The sequence below is a fragment of the [Clostridium] symbiosum genome, assembly GCA_036419695.1.
Taxonomy (GTDB): domain Bacteria; phylum Bacillota; class Clostridia; order Lachnospirales; family Lachnospiraceae; genus Otoolea; species Otoolea symbiosa_A.
In genome coordinates, this window is the sequence record CP143946.1 from 1,017,322 (window position 1) to 1,035,108 (window position 17,787).

Here is a 17,787-nt window from a genome sequence, read left to right on the forward strand (position 1 = left end):
TTCATTTATGTGGAATAATTTATTAATTTCTCTTGAAATCATGGGAAAAGGAATGGGCGGAATTTTCGTTGTTGTCCTGATCATCACCCTGGTAGTTTTACTTTTGGGCAAATTGAAATAAAAATACCCCGGCGCTTTTTGCGCAGGCTATATAAGTAATGAAAGAAGGAGCGCTTTTCGCCTCGGCCGGTATCATGCGGCTGGATCGAAAAGCGCTCCTTCTTTTATTGAGTGGCAATGAAAAGTTCGCGAAGCGCGCTTTTCGTTGTTGCGTATTTACTTTTTTACATCGTAAGGTTTTACTTCCACTTCTTTTTTATCAAAATCAATAAAAATCTGGTAGGCGTACTGATCTTCGCTGGTATCCCAAACTTCCACGTACTTCGGAGAAACCTCGATCAGAATTTCCGTGTCCTCATGGCTGTAGGCATTGTAACTGTTCCAGAGGAACTCTTTATAGCCCTTCTCAAAACGTCTTCCCGGTTCATCTACGACAAGCCCCTTGTTTTCGGCGATTCCCTCCACCTGGATTCCGCTCCAGCACAGAGCTACCCGGGGATTCTCAAAAAGCTGTTTTGTTTTTCTGAAATTTTTGTCTGTTTTAAAATAAATTTTGTCGTCGTAAAAAAGGCAGCTTACATTTCTTACCATCACATAATCGTTGACACTGGAGGCCAGAGCCATAATCTTCCAGTCGCCGAGCTGATGGAACATGATTTCAACCGCTTCCTCAAAGCTTAAATGTTTTTCTTTGCTGAATTTCATAGTGTTTTCCCTTTCATTTTCATTATTGTATATTCTCAGACACATGGAAGAAATCAGTGTCCCTGTACAAACTGCTTAATCTGGCGGCTCATTTTTTTATAGACGAGGAAGGTGAGCAGCGACAGTGAACCGTTTTTAATCAGGTTAAACGGAATGATGCCAAGAAGCGCCAGACTCCATTTACTGGAAAGCAGAGGATTCACCGCCATGCACATGGAAAGAATTTTATCCAGTGTCAATCCTGAAAATGATGCATAAAACGGGATGATTAAGTACAAGTTAGTAAATACGGATACAATTGCGCATATCACAGTTCCTGCGGCCATGCCGATGAGCGCTGATTTTTTCGATTTATTTCTGTCGTAAATTAAAACTGCCGGCAGAACGTAGGCGCAGCTCAGGATGATATTCTGGATTTCGCCCGTCCAGGCGGACGAGGTTCCCTGAGTCAGGGCCTTTAAAAGCATTTTAACTACAATAATTGCAATGGCCGCAACGGGGCCCATTGTAAAACCTCCGATCATCTCTACGAGCCCGGTGAAATCAAAGCTCATGAACGGGGGCATAAACGGAAGCGGGAAACGGAACATCATCAGTACCGCGCTTAAGCCTCCCATCAGGCCGCAGAGCGTCAGTTCCCTCGTGTTGAGGCCGGTGCGGGCATGAGCGGCCGGCTTTTCCGGAGTCCGGTTCCTTCCGGAACTTGTGTTTGTGCTTCTTCCTGTGTTCAGATTCATGTTGCCAGTGTTTGTGTTACCTTCCATTACTTTCTGTCCTCCTTGAAATTTTTCTGATAAATAAAAAATGCCTGAAAACAACAGTCTTCAGGTAGGCTACAGAAAACGTCTTTTCTCATCCGGACTGTTACCGTCGGTTCTGGAATTACACCAGATCAACCGCAGGAAGGTGCCTGCGGGTCATGGACTTTACCATCGGTAGGGAATTACACCCTGCCACAAAGACTTAAATATTAAGTTGTGTCAATGAGTTTATGTTTAAACGTCACCGTAAAAAACCTCGCGGAATGTATCCATATAAACAATAACAAGTATAGTCCTCTACTATAAAAATGTAAAGAGCTTATTTTGAAAAAATATGAAAGACTGGACGAAAAATAGCAGACTGATTTTCGGTCATCGTCACATACTAACAGCGTGAATGAGAAACAGATGATTTAAAAGCCGAAAAGGCGGTAACAATTGTGTAAGGAGGAAGGAAAGGTGACCAGGAAAGAAAAGCTTAGAAAGTCTCTTATTGTCCTGTTTTGGGCCGGTCTTGTGGCAGTAGCCGGCCTGTCGTATTTTTATATGCAGTGGTCCATACCGGACCGTCTGAATGTGGTGGTGGACCAGGAAGAGAATTTCCATTTTTCCCTTCCCGTAAAAGTGTCTTTAAAGAGTGAAAGTGAAGAGGTGGTCTTAAACAACGGCTCCAACATCCCCTCAGATGAAATACATCTGCAGTTGGATCAGCCATTTTCCCTTTATTCGGAAAATGAAGGAACATACCATCTGAACATGAAGCTGTTTGGTCTGTTCAGCCTGAAGGACATCGAGGTGGATGTCTCCGATACAAAATATGCCGTTCCCTGCGGACTTCCCATCGGAATTTATATGAAATCCGACGGCCTGATGGTTATAGGTACAGGTGAAGTGACAACAAAAAATGGAGAAATTATTGACCCGGCCGACGGAGTTTTAAAATCCGGCGACTACATTGAGGCCATCAACGGCGTCCCTGCCGTAAACAAGAAAGACATGATACAGGCCGTTAACAGTTCAGGAGGCGGCACTCTGACCCTGGAAGTGAGAAGGGACGGAGAAGAGATACCTGTGGAGATGACGCCCATAGAAACGGCGGATGGTGACTACAAACTGGGTCTGTGGATCCGAGACGATACCCAGGGAATCGGAACCATGACCTATATGAGCGCCAATGGTGAATTCGGAGCCTTAGGCCACGGTATCAGCGACAGCGATACCGGAATGCTGGTCCAGACCTCCGGCGGCGAACTTTACGACACGGAAATCATGGGAATCGAAAAAGGCACCTTCGGCAAACCCGGCGTCATGTCCGGCGTAATCTACTATGGCAACCAGTCGCGGCTGGGTTCCATTGAGGCCAACACAAACGAGGGAATTTTCGGAACGGTAAATGAGAAATTCAGAAACCGGGTAAAAAGCGAGGCCATCCCGATCGGATACCGGCAGGATGTAAAAAAGGGAAAAGCGTATGTGAGAAGCAACGTGTCGGGAGAATTAAAAGATTATGAGATAGAAATACAAAAAGTCGATTATTCCACGGCAAGGAAGAGTAAAGACATGATAATCAAAGTCACCGATCCGGAACTATTAGAGCTGACAGGAGGCATAGTACAGGGAATGTCAGGATCACCGATTATACAAGATGGGAAATTGATAGGGGCGGTGACTCATGTGTTTATACAGGATTCGACCAGAGGGTATGGGATATTTATTGAAAACATGCTCGAACATTGAGTCCGGGCAGCAGACGGAAAGAGAGGATGGAGATGGGAGCTAGCTCCCAGATCCATCCTCTCTTGAAGTATGCTATGCGGCGAAAGCCGCCAACCGATGGTGCGCGGCAGCGTGCCAGCGGTTGCCGCCCGGACGGAGTAGTGGGACGGAAGAGGATGGAGATGGGAGCTAGTTCCCATCTCCATCCTCTCTTGAAGTATGCTATGCGGCGAAAGCCGCCAACCGATGGAGCGCGCAGCGTGCCAGCGGTTGCCGCCCGGACGGAGTAGTGGGACGGAAGAGGCCGAAAGTGGGAGCTAGTTCCCAGATCCATGCTCTCTTGTAGTATGCTATGCGGTGAAAGCCGCCAACCGATGGAGCGCGGCAGCGGAAAAAATACACCCTTTTCAGGATGGAAATGGACGCACAGGCAGAATGATTCTATTCCGGGAGTGTTTGAAAAATGGAATAATTCCATTTTTAATTTGTGATGAGAATAAAGATCAATATACACATCTTCTAAATGCCGCGCAGAAAACAGGAAGTTTTGCGGCATTGGCAGGTTACTTTAAGGAGGAGGCGTGTAAGTATTACGATATACTTCAGGAATTTTTGAAAGTATATGAAAGTTAAAGAGTAAAAAGTCGGCTGTACTCGCTCCGGAAAAATCAAAATACATGAGTGACGCAAAACTGATTACAACCAGATAAAACCAGTTATACACCATACAAAATCAAAAAAAGAATTACATCCCTACGGAGCAAGATATCGAAGCCTATGTCTTTGGAAGATGGGCAGACAAGACCAGAGAGTATAAAGCTGTTTACGGCTGTCTGAGCCGTGAGATAAAAGATTTGGAGCAGACGGAAGAAATATTAGAGGAAATTACCAAGGGGGTTGCCGTTAATGATTGGGGAATCCCGAAAATTATGAATTGTCTGTATTTTTGGGATGTCGCATTTGCCAGTCAGCAGAGCGGTGTGTGTTTGACGAAAGCGCTCAGTGACTGGCTTTATACGATTCGGCGCTGGAGTGAGTATGGGTATAGCAGAAAGGAAAGGCAGCTTCCGAACGACCAGGAGCAATTCATTGCATCTTCAGTAATGAATGATAATAAGCTGCCAACAGAGAAAAAAATATATCCCAACGATCCCTGACCCTGTGGGAGTGGAAAAAAGTACAAAAAGTGCTGTGGAAAGCAGAAATAACTTATATATTCTAAGCAGGTCATAAATATACACTATATGCAGAGGCATTAGTAAACAGGTACGAATTCCGTACTGTTTTGAAAAACTAACGGAATTCGTACCTGTATTTTTTAGCGTATCACCACTCGGCATCCATATGGGTGTAATAAGAACATTTTATACCAGCCAGCCCTGCAAATTATACCAGTCCTCCCTATAAATTCCGCCGTCCAAACACCCAGATTCCGGCCCCCATAACCACAACCGGAATCAAAATAATAATCAGAAAACTCCCCGTCGGAATCAACTCCACAGCCGCATTCCCATTCATCAGCGGAAACAATCGGTCCACCCACAGGAACTCGGAATTGGAGACGATCAAAGCAGTTAAAGCAGTAGAGACAGCGATTGCAATCCCGCTTTCCCTTATCTGCATGGCAAGAAAAAAGAACAGGCTGACGAGACAAAGATCATAGAACACACCGGCAACAGTATACATTAACATGGAAGCAATCCTACTACCGACATGTCGGCCAATTTCCCCTCCCACCCCATGAAACAACAAAAATCCGGTATCCACCGCCAGAGCATTCACCGCTAAAATAAGGAGACAACCAACTGAAAATGCGGTAAACTTACTAAACCACACACCGCCCCGGCTTTTTCCGCTGGTAACCGTATGAAAAATCGTCCGGCTGCCGTATTCAGCCCCGACAGAAAGCCCGGCAAACAAAGCGCATGTCATTAGCCCGATGATTTCAATCAGCAAAGTCATGGTGCCGATCTGAGTCCCGCCATGCAGAAAAGCATTCATAAATTCGATAACAACAGCAAAAGCTATACAAATTTTTAATGTCTTTCTGTGTACGATTTTATAAAATTCTGCTTGAATAAGATTACCCAAAGAAACCACCTCCCGTCATATCGGTAAAATACGTTTCGATATCCTTTGCTTTTCCATCCAGTTCCCGTGCTGTAATCTGTTCCACTAAACGCCCCGCATGAATAAACCCATAGCAGGTGGCCAGCTTATGCAGTTCACCGAGAATATGGCTGGAAATCATAATCGTCACATTCCGCTCCCTGTTAAGCTTCTCCAGCAGTTCCCTCAGGGCGACAATTCCAGCGGGATCGAGTCCATTTACCGGTTCGTCGAGAATCAGAAGCTCCGGCTGTCCCAGGAGCGCCAGCGCTAAGGCAAGGCGCTGTTTCATACCCAAAGAGTAATTTTTCACCTTTTTGCGGTTATTCAGAAGATTCACAAGGGCGAGCGCGTCGTCTACGCAATTTTTGTCCTCAATTCCCTTTTCAAGACGACGAACCTCCAGATTCTGTTCGGCCGTCATGTCGGTGTAAACTGCCGGAGTTTCAATCATATATCCGATGTTCGCCTGCACGCGGCTGATTTCTTCCGGGCTGCTTGCTCCCAATAATTGAATCGTACCTTCCGTAGGGCGGATCAGACCGGCAAGAAGCTTGATCAAAGTTGTTTTACCGGCCCCATTTTCTCCGATCAGCCCGAAAATATCCCCCTTATGTATTGCTAAACTTACTTCCTGCAGTGCAGCCCCATCTTTATATACCTTTGTTAGATGATCCGTCCGGCATATAATTGGGGCCGATTCTGATTTGCTTTTCTTGGGCATAATGATAATTCTCCTTTACTGATGATTTTTTGATGCTTTTGTTTACCGGCATAAAAATGCGGCCGGCGCCGTTAAAAACCGTCTGCTATGAATACCGCTCTTCCGGAGATCCATCCGGAAGCCAATTCCTTTATCACATACTCACCCGCCTTCTGTCAAAAATATAACCCCTGTTTTCTATTATCTGTAAAAGGATAAAAACGCCCCGCCAAAGCGTTTACTTCTGTAGGAGTATGATACAATTTAATGAATGAACATTATTCATTGTGAGTTTATAAAATTGTCCCCGCGCTGCGGCTGGGGAGCAATTTCTTCTATATTAAAGAAGAAAGCAGAAATATAAATGTAACGCCGTACAGCAAGATGTCAGCATTCAAAATGATGGAAACACAGGATATAGTGACAGGCTCTCTGCCGCCGCTTGGATGTACGGTAGCAGGGACCGGCCGGAGAAAGTAAATTTCATGTTTCTGTTTCCTGCTCATGGGAGTTAAATTTCCTCTCTATATAGAAGTATACATCAACTTTCTTCTTTTGTAAATGAATAATGTTCATTCATCTACTATTATTATAACCATGTTTTTATGACAGGTCCGGAACCTTACTGATAAGTCAGGTTCATCACAATTCCCTGCGGGTAATCTCCATATTTCTCACCGAAAATATTAATCCCTCCGATATGTTTCGCATCATCCTTAATCTGTATTTTCAGAGAAATATACGGTTTATCATTAATCGCTATGTCATCGAGCCCGACGCCAGGATAAATGAGCTGCCCGTCGATATAGCTCCCAAATTCTTTTACTGAGAAGGTTTTGAGCATTCCATACTGGGTGCTGCCGTTCGGCCAGGCGGGAGGGGTCAGTTTTCCCCTGCGTGCGCCGTAGTCGCCGGGAGAGCGGTAAGTACCGACTTCCACATCATTGATATAGATCGTGATGTCGGAAGGCCAGTTCTCAAGATAACCGGGTGCCTCGGAGCAGATTTCCAGCCGGAACGACACCTCGTTGAGCTTCAGAAGAGGATTATGGATATTGGGAAACCTGTATTCGATAAACCCTTTATTGAACCAGATGAGCTGCGCCTTATTCCTGAGCGGGGAATAGAAGGAACGTATCGTATCGTAAGCGTCAATTGGGCCGTTTTCATCCGCGAGGCCGCAGGTGGGCTGTACATCGCATGCATAATAATTCCCGATCGGCATATCCATGGACAGACTCTTATTGACGGAATCGATGGAGGCGTCGAAGGTCTCCAGGTGAAACGACTGCAAGCTGCAGGTACACACCCTCATGGAACCGTGGACGCCCGGCTGGCTTTCCGTTACGATTAGCTGGGCCTCCTCCAGGGTTTTGACATGAAGCGCCGCGGAGGATAGGGGGATATTCATGATTTCGGCGATTTCCTGCAATGACCTGGCATTGTTCCTCAGCATATCCAGGATTTTGAGACGGACGGGGGAGGAAAGAGCTTTCCCGATTTTAGTAATGGATTCATGATGTGCCGGGTTGCCCAGGTGTAGGCAGATGTTTCTTTCGCCAATAATTCTGACAGTACGCTTTTCTCTTGCCGACATGACAGACTCCTTTCTTGCATTTTTTATATTTATCGTCTTTTAATTATAACTCTTTATTACATAAAAAGTAAAGCAAAAAAGCAAATCATACAATTAAAAGATGAAAAATATGTAAAAAAATAACAAAAAAATAAAAGGTTTATCAAAAATATATTGTAAAAATAGACCAAATGATATAAAATAAATTATGTAATAAAAACACGTTCTAATCAAGGGAGGAAATTATTATGAGAAAAATGATCGCAATGGTTATGGCAGCAACGATGGCATTGTCACTGACTGCCTGCGGAAGTTCCAGCAAACCGGCGGAAACCGCGGCCCCGGCAACCGAGGCGGCAGCCCCTGCTGAAGGAAAGACGGAAGCAGCGGCCCCGGAGGAAAAAACAGAGGCTCCGGAGGGAGCAAAAGTACTGGAAGGCAAGAAAGTAGGATTTGCCCAGACAGACAGTATGTCTGCATGGAGAACGACGGAGACGGACAGCATCAAGGAATATGTGGAAAACGCCGGAGGCGAATTTATCGTTAAGGACGCCGGAGGAGATATCGCGACTCAGGAATCCGATATCCGCGATCTGGTAGCGGCAGGCGTTGACTACCTGGTAGTTGCCCCGCTTGAGAACAACGGACTTCAGGGCGCGCTCCAGGAAGCAATGGAAAGCAACATCCCCGTTATCCTGGTAGACCGTGCCATCGACGGAGATGCAGGAACCCATTACACAACGGCAATCATGTCCGATTTCATCTGGGAAGGCGAGCAGTGTGCAAAAGCCCTGACCGAAGCATTACCGGACGGCGGCAATGTAGTAATCATCAACGGTGGTTATGATTCCTCCACATCCACAGACAGACAGGACGGATTTGTGAAGGGCCTTGACAGCTCCAAGTTTAAAGTAGTGGCAGAGCAGGATGGAGAATGGCTGATGGATAAGGCTCAGGCCGTTATGGAAAACATTATCCAGGCCCAGGGCGGCGAGAATATTGACGCCGTATTCTGTGTAACAGACGATATGGTCCAGGGCGCTATGAACGCAATTGAGGCGGCAGGCCTGAAACCGGGAGAAGACATCCTGACATTGGGAATCGACGGAACAAGAGCTGCATTTGAGGCAGTGGAAGACGGAAGACAGCTTGCTTCCTGTACCTGTTCCCCATACTTCGGAGAAATCGTCGTAGATACAATTTCCAAGATTATCGGCGGAGAAGAAGTACCGGCCCACATTACAAACGAGGATACCCTTTATACAAAGGATAATGTGAAAGTAGAGTTAGGATTCTAGGAACTGTTAAAAACGTGTTCCGCGGGATGTAAGCTGCGAAAATACTGATTGTTTTCAAACGATATATCCGGGCACACAAAAAAGACTGCCGCAGAAATTGTTTATTTTTGCGGCAGCCTTTTTGAAAGGAGAAGTTTATGGCAGAAGTTTTGCTGGAAATAAAGGGTCTGGAAAAGACGTTTCCGGGAGTCCGGGCGCTGAAAGGCGTCAATTTAACGGTGAATAAAGGTGAAATCCATGCTCTGATGGGAGAAAACGGCGCCGGCAAATCGACACTGATTAAGGTGTTGACCGGAATCTACCAGAAGAATGGCGGAACGATACGTTTTGACGGCCAGGAGATTAATGCAAGGACTCCGATTGAGGCGAACGGGAAGGGAATATCCACTATCTACCAGGAACTGAACCTGGTTTTATTTCAGACGGTATATGAAAATCTGTTTCTGGGACGTGAACCCAGGACAAAATTCGGGAGCATTGACAGAAAGTCGATGATTGCCGAGTCAAAGAGGATTTTGGAGGAATTAGGAATTGAGATTGATGTGACAAGGCCGTTAAAAAACTATTCGACGGCAATCCAGCAGATGGTGGCCATTGCCAGGGCGGTCAGCATCAATGCAAAACTTGTTATTATGGATGAACCGACCTCCTCGCTGGACCCCCATGAGGTGCAGGTGTTGTTTGGAATTATCAGACAACTGAAGGCAAGGGGAATCAGCGTGATTTTTATCAGCCACAAGCTGGATGAGATATTTGAAATCTGTGACCGTCTGACCGTATTTAAGGACGGAGAATATGTCGGTGAATATAATGTCGGTGATTTGGATCAGTTTAAGCTGATATCACTGATGGTGGGAAGGGATACGGTAGAGCTTGAAAGGAATAAGCAGGGCTATGCTTTTGCCAAAGCTCCGGTAATAGCGGGAATGAAACAGATCCGTCAGGGGATGAGGCTGAACGGAATTGATATAGAAATTAAACAGGGAGAAGTGGTAGGTCTTGCCGGACTTCTCGGTTCGGGCAGAAGCGAGCTGGCCCAGGTGCTCTTCGGGAGCAGCATGCCGGACGAGGGGGAGATTTTCTGGTGGGGAGAGCCCGCCGCCATCCATTCACCGTCCGATGCCATCAAAAAGGGAATGGGCTTCTGTACGGAAGACAGAAAGACGGAAGGAATCATCCCCCATCTGTCGGTAAAAGAAAATATCACGATTGCCCTGCTTCCGAAGCTGAATTCATTCGGCTTTGTAAAAACTAAGGAGCAGGATGCGATTGTAGGGACATACATTGAACGCCTGAAGATTAAGACACCGTCTCCGGAACAGGCAATCTGCAACCTGAGCGGCGGGAACCAGCAGAAGGTGCTTCTGGCCAGATGGATGTGCATGAACCCGAAACTGATGATCCTGGATGAGCCCACCAGAGGAATCGACGTGGGCGCCAAGGCCGAGATTGAGCAGCTGATCCAGGAATTTTCAAAAAGCGGAATCTCCGTTCTGATGATCTCATCGGAGATCGCGGAGCTGGAGCGGAACTGTGACAGAATCATCGTCATGCGCGAGGGAAAAGTCATAGATGAACTGGTCGGAGACAGTATCAGCCAGGACAGAGTGATGGAAACCATCGCAAGAGGCAGCGAAAGTGAGGGAAAAGCGCATGAATAAGACAAAACAGGATTACTTCCAGCTTGTAAAAAAATACAGTGCAATTACGCTGCTCCTTTTCTTTATCCTGCTGAATTCACTGTTTACCCCGAACTTTTTCAGGATAGGCAATCTGAACAACGTAATTACACAGCTCTGTCCCACAATTCTCTGTGGAATGGGAATGACGCTCGTCATCTCTACGGGGGGAATCGATATTTCCGTCGGTTCCGTCATGGCTCTGGCGGGAGTCCTGACAGCCAGGCTGATGCCGGATACGGGCCTGATTCCCGCGGTATTGGCCGCGGTCGCCGTTTCGGTCCTGGTGGGCTGTTTTACCGGCATCATGGTCGGAAAACTGAAGCTGCAGGCCATGGTCATCACACTGGGCCTGATGCTGGGCCTGAGGGGAGTTGCACAGGTTCTGTGCGGCGGAAGAGATATCTATTTTAATAAACTGGGCGCCGTGGGAAAACAGCTTTCCTTGTGGGGAACTTATAAGCTGGGCGGCGTGATTCCGGTGCAGATTGTGCCGATTGTCATCTCGGTGGCGGCCGTCTTTATTATGATTGAAAAAACCGTGCTGGGCAGGCAGATCCAGGCGGTTGGAGACAATATGAAATCCAGTTCCCTGGCGGGAATCAACACGGCCAGGACGCTGATGATCGTATACGGCCTCAGCACGTTCTTTGCGGCCTTTGCCGGGATTTTCCAGGCAGCCAAGGTATCTGTGGCTGCAGGCAGTTCTCTGGGGCAGCTGGCGGAGTTAGACGCGATTGCGGCCGTTGTAATCGGAGGCACGCCGATGACAGGCGGAAAAGCCCATGTTCTCGGAACCGTTGTGGGAGCCTTAATCATGCAGATGATCACGCTCACCTGCGTAATGAACGATATACCGGATCAGTACGCCCAGGTATTCAAGGCGGCGATTATCGTGTTTGCCGTATTTATCCAGAGAGAACAGGCGAAGTAGGAGGTTAAGAAGTATGAAATTAATAAAAAAAATATATAATTCGTTTTATTCAAAAAGTACTATCTTAGCATTTCTGCTTTTAGTGATTGCGACAAGTATTATTTTCAAAGATAAAAACTTTTTGACGACGGCCAATGTGTTTAATATTCTTTTAAAGGCAGCGAAAAACGGCGGTTTTCTGGCGCTGGGGATGACATTTGTCATTTTGTGCGCCGAGATCGATCTCTCCGTCGGAGCCGTGTTTGCCCTCAGCGGAGTGGTGATGGGAATTACCGCCCAGGTCAACCCCGTTTTCGGAATTTTCTGCGGTCTGATGGTTGGTGTGGCTTCCGGGCTTTTAATCGGCCTGATGGTTACCAAAATGAGGATTTCGTCCTGGATTGCTTCCCTGGCGATGCTGTTCGCCCTCCGCGGAGTAATCCTGATTGTAGCCAAAAAGTCGGTTGCGATCACGGGAGGCGTGCTCACATTTGCCAATACAAAGATTCTAAAAGGGGTGATACCGGGGATGAACAGTGGTATCTCAATCCTGATTCCGATGCTTTTTGTCATCACGTTCATCTGCATGTATGTTTCCAGGCATACGAAGTTCGGCATGGGAATGTATGCGGTGGGAGGAAACTGCGAGGCGGCGCGGATGATGGGAATCGATGTGGACCGGATTAAAATCAAGGCATTCGTCTGCTCCGGTTTTATCGCGGCGCTCTCCGGCGTACTATTGGCGTCCAGCAGCGGCAGCGCGACTCTGAGTGCAGGCAATGTGTATGAGACATATGCGATCGCCATGTGTGCAATCGGCGGCGTAAAGCTGTCCGGCGGGGAAGGGAAATTTTCCGGCGCATTTTTCGGAATTTTGATTTATTTTATTATCAACACAATCTTTACATATCTTCCGACCAGTATTTCCGTTCACTGGCAGTCAATTATCATGGGTATGCTGGTGCTGATTTCCGTCGGAGTCCAGTCTGAAGTGTTTCAGACGATCAAAATCAAAAGGAAACAGGTGGGTGAATCATGATTCAACTAGTCAGCAGGTGGGGAAAAGAGCTTGATACAGAACATATTTTACCGGAATACCCCCGTCCGAATCTTGTGAGGGACAGTTATCTCAATCTGAACGGAGAATGGGAATATTGCATCAGTGAGTCGGAGACGGCGGATTCTTACGACGGCACGATCCTCGTGCCGTTTTCGCCGGAGACCTCGCTGTCCGGTGTGGGAAAAATTCTGATGCCCCACCAGTATCTGCATTACAGAAAAAAATTTACCGTTCCGTCCGGTTTCAGGAAGAGCAGAGTCCTGCTCCATTTCGGAGCCGTCGATCAGGAGTGTATCCTGTATGTCAACGGTACGGAGATAGGGGGACATAAGGGCGGCTATCTGCCGTTTTCCTTCGACATAACGGAGAGCCTCCGCGATGGAGAGAACGAGATTACGCTCCGTGTCACCGACAGGACGGAACTTTCGCCCCATGCGAGGGGAAAACAGAAACTTGAGAAGAAAGGCAAATACGGGTCGCTCTTTTACACTCCCCAGAGCGGGATCTGGAAAACCGTCTGGATGGAGAGCGTGGCTAAAGAGTATATCACGGAGGTAAAGATCACCCCCATGTTTGATGAAAGCGCCGTGAAGATTACGGTATACTCCAACAGGGATGATGAGGGCGGTGAGGAAGGAGACGGATGGAGCGCGGAGAAAGAGGCGTGTAAGAAGGTAAAACTGGAAATTTACGACGGCAAAACTCCGGTAGGGGAGGCCGTAGCGGACACAGGCCGGGAGATAGTGATAAAGCTTGACGGTTTCAGGGCCTGGAGTCCCGACGATCCCCACCTCTACGATCTGAAAATCACACTGGGGGAGGATGAGGTGTCCTCTTACTTTGGAATGCGTAAAATATCGTCCGGCAGGGACAAAAAAGGCATCTTAAGATTCTTTTTAAACAATAAACCATACTTTTTCAACGGCATTCTGGATCAGGGTTACTGGCCGGAGAGCCTTCTTACCGCGCCCAGCGACGACGCGCTGAAATACGACATTGTCAAGCTGAAGGAGATGGGATACAACACCATCCGCAAGCATGTCAAGATTGAGCCGGAGCGTTTTTACTATCACTGTGACAGGCTTGGTATGATTGTCTGGCAGGATATGCCGAACGGCGGAGGCGAATATAACATGGTTTTCGTGACCCATCTGCCGAATGCATCCGACCGGTTTGCCAGAGGCGTGAGCGATCACCACTACGGTATATTCAGGCGGAAAGACAGGGAAGGGCGTGAGCAGTACTATACCGATCTGGATGGAATGGTGCGCACTCTGTACAATTATCCCAGCATTGCGGTGTGGGTTCCCTTCAACGAGGGCTGGGGGCAGTTTGATGCCCCGAAGGCGACGGAGAGAATCCGGAGAACCGATAACACCAGGCTGATCAACGAGGCCTGCGGCTGGTTTGACCAGAAGGGCGGGGATATGTACAGCATCCACAATTATGTCCATAAATTGAAAGTAAAGCCGCAGGAGGACCGTACGGTCGCACTGACCGAATATGGGGGATACGCCTATCCGGTGGAAGGCCATCTGCCGTGTGAAAAGGAATTCGGCTACCAGCATTACCATTCCTCTGAGGAGCTTACGGAGAACTATAAGCGGCTGTGGGAGGAGGAAATATACCCGAACCTGGAGCGCGGCCTGTGCAGCGCCATCTATACGCAGACCAGCGATATTGAGGAGGAGATCAATGGTGTCATGACATATGACCGTGAGGTTGACAAACTGCAGATAGAGAAAGTCCAGAAGCTGAATAAAAAGCTTTATGAGATGTTTGACAGGGTTACGGAGGGTGAAGCGGCAGCGTGGTAAACTGCCGCTTTTCCTCTCCGCAAAACCCCGCTAACGTCCCGAAAAAAATTCCGACAACATTTTGCACAAAAGGCAAGTATCCGTTATAATAAGAATTGCCGTAAAAGGGAAATGTGACAGGAGTCTCCCGAATTTTACCGGGGGAACACCTATTCTGTATCGGCTTTTTTGTGACATTTCGTGTCGAATTATGCGGTGAGATCGAGTTGAAAGAAAAACGGGGTCGAGTCTATAATCATCATTACCATTTAAATTTTAGGAGGAGAGTATATCATGGCAGAACTTAATATTGCGATTGCGGATGACAACAGGCAGACTTTGGAGATGCTTGGCGAAATACTGGAGAGTGAAAAAGATTATCATGTCGTTGGAAAGGCAGATAATGGCAATGAGGCGTACAATATGATACTGAGAACAAAGCCGGATGTTGTCTTACTGGACATAGTTATGCCGGGTATGGACGGAATCTCGGTTATGGAGAAGGTAAAAAATAACGAAGAATTCAAAGAAAATACATCTTTCATCATGGTAACGGCGGCCAGCAGTGAGAATCTGACAGCAGATGCCTTTAAACTCGGCGCCAGCTATTACATCATGAAACCCTTTACCAGGGACAGCGTCCTCGACAAACTGAGAAGACTGTCGGGTTACAAAAATAAAACAACCATGCTTGCGGGAAGCAGAAAAGTGAAACCTTATGTAAATAAATCGGATTATATGGAGCAGAATCTGGAAAATGATGTAACTCAGATGCTTCATGAGATTGGCATCCCGGCACATATCAAAGGTTACCAGTATCTGCGGGATGCTATTATTATGTCCGTCAGTGATAAAGAGATGCTTGCATCGGTGACAAAAATCCTGTATCCGACCATTGCAAAGAAACACCAGACAACGCCCAGCCGTGTGGAGCGCGCAATCCGCCACGCGATTGAAGTGGCATGGAGCAGAGGAAAGATGGATACAATCAATGAACTGTTCGGATACACGGTGAGCACGGGAAAGGGCAAGCCAACCAACTCGGAATTCATAGCCCTGATTGTGGATAAGATCCGCCTGGACTACCGCAGAATGAATTAACCGGACTGGAAATTTTTTCAAAATACGGCGCCCGGATACGGGCGTATTAACCCGGTTTTACCGGCTGGAAGCAATTGTATGTAACAATTTACAAGTATTTTAGAATAATAATAAAAGACTTAAAAAATTCTGATACTACTTTCTAAATTCATAATTATATTGTATAATGATTATAATCATCGTGTGAGGTATGACGTGAAACGTTTTCAATATAATGTAGCCGGGGAGGTAGTATTATGAAGAACATTCTCTTTATAGCATCAGAAGCAGTTCCGTTTATAAAGACGGGAGGATTGGCGGACGTTGTAGGTTCACTTCCAAAATGTTTTGATAAAGAATATTTTGATGTGAGGGTTATGATACCGAAGTATCTTTGCATCAAGGAGAGCCTTCGCAGCGAGATGAAGTATGTCAGCCATTTCTATATGGACTACCTGGGACAGAACCGGTATGTGGGCATACTGCAGTATGAGTATGAGGGAATTACCTTTTATTTTATTGACAATGAAAGCTACTTCTGGGGCAGTAAACCTTATGGGGACTGGTATTTTGACCTGGAGAAGTTCTCCTTTTTCTGCAAGGCGGCATTGTCGTCTCTGCCTGTGATCGGGTTCAAGCCCGATGTCATTCACTGTCATGACTGGCAGACCGGTCTTATTCCGGTACACTTGAAAGATAAATTCCGCGGCGGCGAATTCTTCCGCGATATTAAATCGGTTATGACAATTCACAATCTGAAGTTCCAGGGCGTATGGGATGTAAAGACAGTCCAGCGTTTTTCCGAACTTCCTGATTACTACTTCACACCTGATAAACTGGAAGCATACAAAGACGGCAATATGTTAAAGGGCGGCCTTGTCTTTGCCGACGCCGTCACAACCGTCAGCAATACGTATGCGGAAGAGATAAAAACCCCGTTTTACGGCGAGGGACTGGACGGCCTGATGAGGGCCAGAAGCAACAGCCTGCGGGGCATTTTAAACGGTATTGATTATGATGAATTCAATCCTGAGACGGATAAGCTGATTGCGCAGAATTACAACGCGAGGACATTCCGTAAGGAGAAGGCGAAGAATAAGAAGGACCTTCAGGCTCAGCTCGGCCTAGCGCAGGATGAGAAGAAATTCATGATTGGTATTGTTTCGCGTCTCACGGATCAGAAGGGATTTGATTTGATCCAGTGCGTAATGGACGACATCTGTGCGGAGGACGTCCAGCTCGTAATCCTGGGCACCGGTGATGAAAAGTATGAGAATATGTTCCGTCACTATGACTGGAAGTATAACGACAGGGTTTCCGCTAACATTTACTATTCCGAGGAACTGTCGCACAAGGTATATGCAGCCTGTGACGCTTTCCTGATGCCGTCCCTGTTTGAACCCTGCGGACTGAGCCAGCTTATGGCCCTGCGTTACGGAACCGTACCGATTGTCCGGGAAACCGGCGGTTTAAAAGATACGGTCTGGCCGTATAATGAGTATGAGGGCACCGGCACCGGTTTTTCGTTCGCCAATTACAACGCACATGAGATGCTGGACTGCATTTATTACGCCAAATACGTTTTCTACAACAAAAAGCGTGAATGGAACAAGATTGTAGACCGGGGCATGGCGGCGGATTTCTCCTGGCATGCATCGGCTATGAAGTATCAGGAACTTTATGACTGGCTGATTGGATAGTAAGGAGTGCGATTAGGGCATGGAACAGATAAGATTAAGCCGGCAGGAAAAGGAAGCGGTCAGAAGATGGTCGGAAGACGGCAACTGGGCCGTGCGGGGGGAGTATAAAAAGGACAGCGGTTATATGGACTGCGTCGCCGATATTCTGGAAACCCCTGTGTTCCAGTCCATGGATAATTACTTCCAGCACGGGAATACTACCTGTAAAGAGCATTGCATCCGCGTTTCCTACATGAGCTATAAGATGTGCAGGAAATATGGGTGGGATTACCGCCAGGCGGCAAGAGCGGCTCTCCTCCATGATTTGTTTCTCTACGATTGGCATACCCACGCAAAGGAGACAGGAGAATATTTCCACGGATTTACCCATCCGAAGACGGCGATGAAGAATGCCGAGAAGTATTTTCAGGTGACAGAGAAGGAGAAGAATATGATTCTCCGCCATATGTGGCCGCTGACACCGGTTCCTCCGAAATATAAGGAAGGATATACCATCATTTATGCCGACAAATACTGCGGTCTTGCAGAGGTCGGCGCAAGGATGAAAGACTGGTTCCTATATAATCTGCGTCCGGCCTGGGCCAGACGCTGACGATAGTCCTCAGGCAATGCGCGCAGGTCACCATCATGA

At 47.1% G+C, this 17,787-nt stretch carries 17 protein-coding genes, 1 pseudogene and 1 riboswitch; of the genes and pseudogenes, 13 read left to right on the plus strand and 5 right to left on the minus strand.

Annotated features, from left to right (window positions below; translation table 11 throughout):
• The first annotated feature begins 7 nt into the window (after positions 1-7).
• Positions 8-121 carry an OadG-related small transporter subunit gene (locus tag V3C10_04850; protein ID WVP63151.1) on the plus strand — a complete coding sequence of 38 codons (114 nt, stop codon included), beginning with the start codon at positions 8-10 and terminating at the stop codon, positions 119-121.
• Positions 122-276: 155 nt separating this feature from the next.
• Here V3C10_04850 and V3C10_04855 read toward each other — a convergent pair whose 3' ends face one another.
• Positions 277-765, minus strand: a complete 489-nt coding sequence (locus V3C10_04855) for a pyridoxamine 5'-phosphate oxidase family protein (GenBank protein ID WVP63152.1) — start codon at positions 763-765, stop codon at positions 277-279.
• Positions 766-818: 53 nt separating this feature from the next.
• Complete coding sequence (locus tag V3C10_04860) at positions 819-1,529, minus strand: ECF transporter S component (GenBank protein WVP63153.1); 711 nt, start codon at positions 1,527-1,529, stop codon at positions 819-821.
• Between the two features lie 76 nt (positions 1,530-1,605).
• A riboswitch (FMN riboswitch) is annotated at positions 1,606-1,732 on the minus strand.
• A gap of 253 nt (positions 1,733-1,985) precedes the next feature.
• Between V3C10_04860 and spoIVB the strand changes: the two genes are divergently transcribed.
• From spoIVB to V3C10_04880, 4 genes and pseudogenes are all read left to right on the plus strand, one after another.
• A complete protein-coding gene (spoIVB, locus tag V3C10_04865) occupies positions 1,986-3,263 on the plus strand; it encodes a SpoIVB peptidase (protein WVP63154.1) in 1,278 nt (425 codons plus the stop codon).
• A 336-nt stretch (positions 3,264-3,599) separates the two neighbouring features.
• Positions 3,600-3,875: a Fic family protein gene (locus tag V3C10_04870; GenBank protein WVP63155.1), complete on the plus strand. Its 276-nt coding sequence runs from the start codon at positions 3,600-3,602 to the stop codon at positions 3,873-3,875.
• A gap of 221 nt (positions 3,876-4,096) precedes the next feature.
• Entirely contained in the window at positions 4,097-4,399 is a 303-nt protein-coding gene (locus tag V3C10_04875; protein ID WVP63156.1) for a hypothetical protein, read from the plus strand.
• Positions 4,400-4,450, plus strand: a pseudogene (locus tag V3C10_04880) (SEC-C metal-binding domain-containing protein).
• A gap of 193 nt (positions 4,451-4,643) precedes the next feature.
• Here the strand turns inward: V3C10_04880 and V3C10_04885 are convergent.
• The 3 genes from V3C10_04885 to V3C10_04895 all read right to left on the minus strand — a co-directional run bounded on the left by V3C10_04885 (position 4,644) and on the right by V3C10_04895 (position 7,651).
• Entirely contained in the window at positions 4,644-5,333 is a 690-nt protein-coding gene (locus V3C10_04885; GenBank protein WVP63157.1) for a hypothetical protein, read from the minus strand.
• Positions 5,326-6,075, minus strand: a complete 750-nt coding sequence (locus tag V3C10_04890; GenBank protein ID WVP63158.1) for an ATP-binding cassette domain-containing protein — start codon at positions 6,073-6,075, stop codon at positions 5,326-5,328. Before V3C10_04890 ends, V3C10_04885 begins: the two co-directional genes overlap by 8 nt.
• A 601-nt stretch (positions 6,076-6,676) precedes the next feature.
• The gene (locus tag V3C10_04895; protein ID WVP63159.1) at positions 6,677-7,651 is read right to left on the minus strand and encodes a helix-turn-helix domain-containing protein; all 975 of its coding nucleotides are present in this window, start codon (positions 7,649-7,651) and stop codon (positions 6,677-6,679) included.
• Positions 7,652-7,878: 227 nt separating this feature from the next.
• Between V3C10_04895 and V3C10_04900 the strand changes: the two genes are divergently transcribed.
• The 8 genes from V3C10_04900 (at position 7,879) to V3C10_04935 (ending at position 17,748) form a co-directional block, all read left to right on the plus strand.
• Positions 7,879-8,928 (plus strand): ABC transporter substrate-binding protein, encoded by a 1,050-nt coding sequence (locus tag V3C10_04900; protein ID WVP63160.1) that lies wholly within the window; start codon positions 7,879-7,881, stop codon positions 8,926-8,928.
• Positions 8,929-9,065: 137 nt separating this feature from the next.
• A complete protein-coding gene (locus tag V3C10_04905; GenBank protein ID WVP63161.1) occupies positions 9,066-10,589 on the plus strand; it encodes a sugar ABC transporter ATP-binding protein in 1,524 nt (507 codons plus the stop codon).
• Complete coding sequence (locus V3C10_04910) at positions 10,582-11,541, plus strand: ABC transporter permease (protein ID WVP63162.1); 960 nt, start codon at positions 10,582-10,584, stop codon at positions 11,539-11,541. The genes V3C10_04905 and V3C10_04910 overlap by 8 nt, the downstream gene beginning before the upstream one ends.
• A gap of 13 nt (positions 11,542-11,554) precedes the next feature.
• Positions 11,555-12,559, plus strand: a complete 1,005-nt coding sequence (locus V3C10_04915; protein ID WVP63163.1) for an ABC transporter permease — start codon at positions 11,555-11,557, stop codon at positions 12,557-12,559.
• Entirely contained in the window at positions 12,556-14,397 is a 1,842-nt protein-coding gene (locus tag V3C10_04920; protein ID WVP63164.1) for a sugar-binding domain-containing protein, read from the plus strand. The genes V3C10_04915 and V3C10_04920 overlap by 4 nt, the downstream gene beginning before the upstream one ends.
• A gap of 273 nt (positions 14,398-14,670) precedes the next feature.
• A complete protein-coding gene (gene spo0A / locus V3C10_04925; GenBank protein WVP63165.1) occupies positions 14,671-15,477 on the plus strand; it encodes a sporulation transcription factor Spo0A in 807 nt (268 codons plus the stop codon).
• A gap of 236 nt (positions 15,478-15,713) precedes the next feature.
• Complete coding sequence (gene glgA / locus V3C10_04930) at positions 15,714-17,156, plus strand: glycogen synthase GlgA (GenBank protein WVP63166.1); 1,443 nt, start codon at positions 15,714-15,716, stop codon at positions 17,154-17,156.
• A gap of 19 nt (positions 17,157-17,175) precedes the next feature.
• Positions 17,176-17,748, plus strand: coding sequence for an HDIG domain-containing metalloprotein (locus V3C10_04935; protein ID WVP63167.1), 573 nt, complete (start codon positions 17,176-17,178; stop codon positions 17,746-17,748).
• Positions 17,749-17,787: the final 39 nt, after the last annotated feature.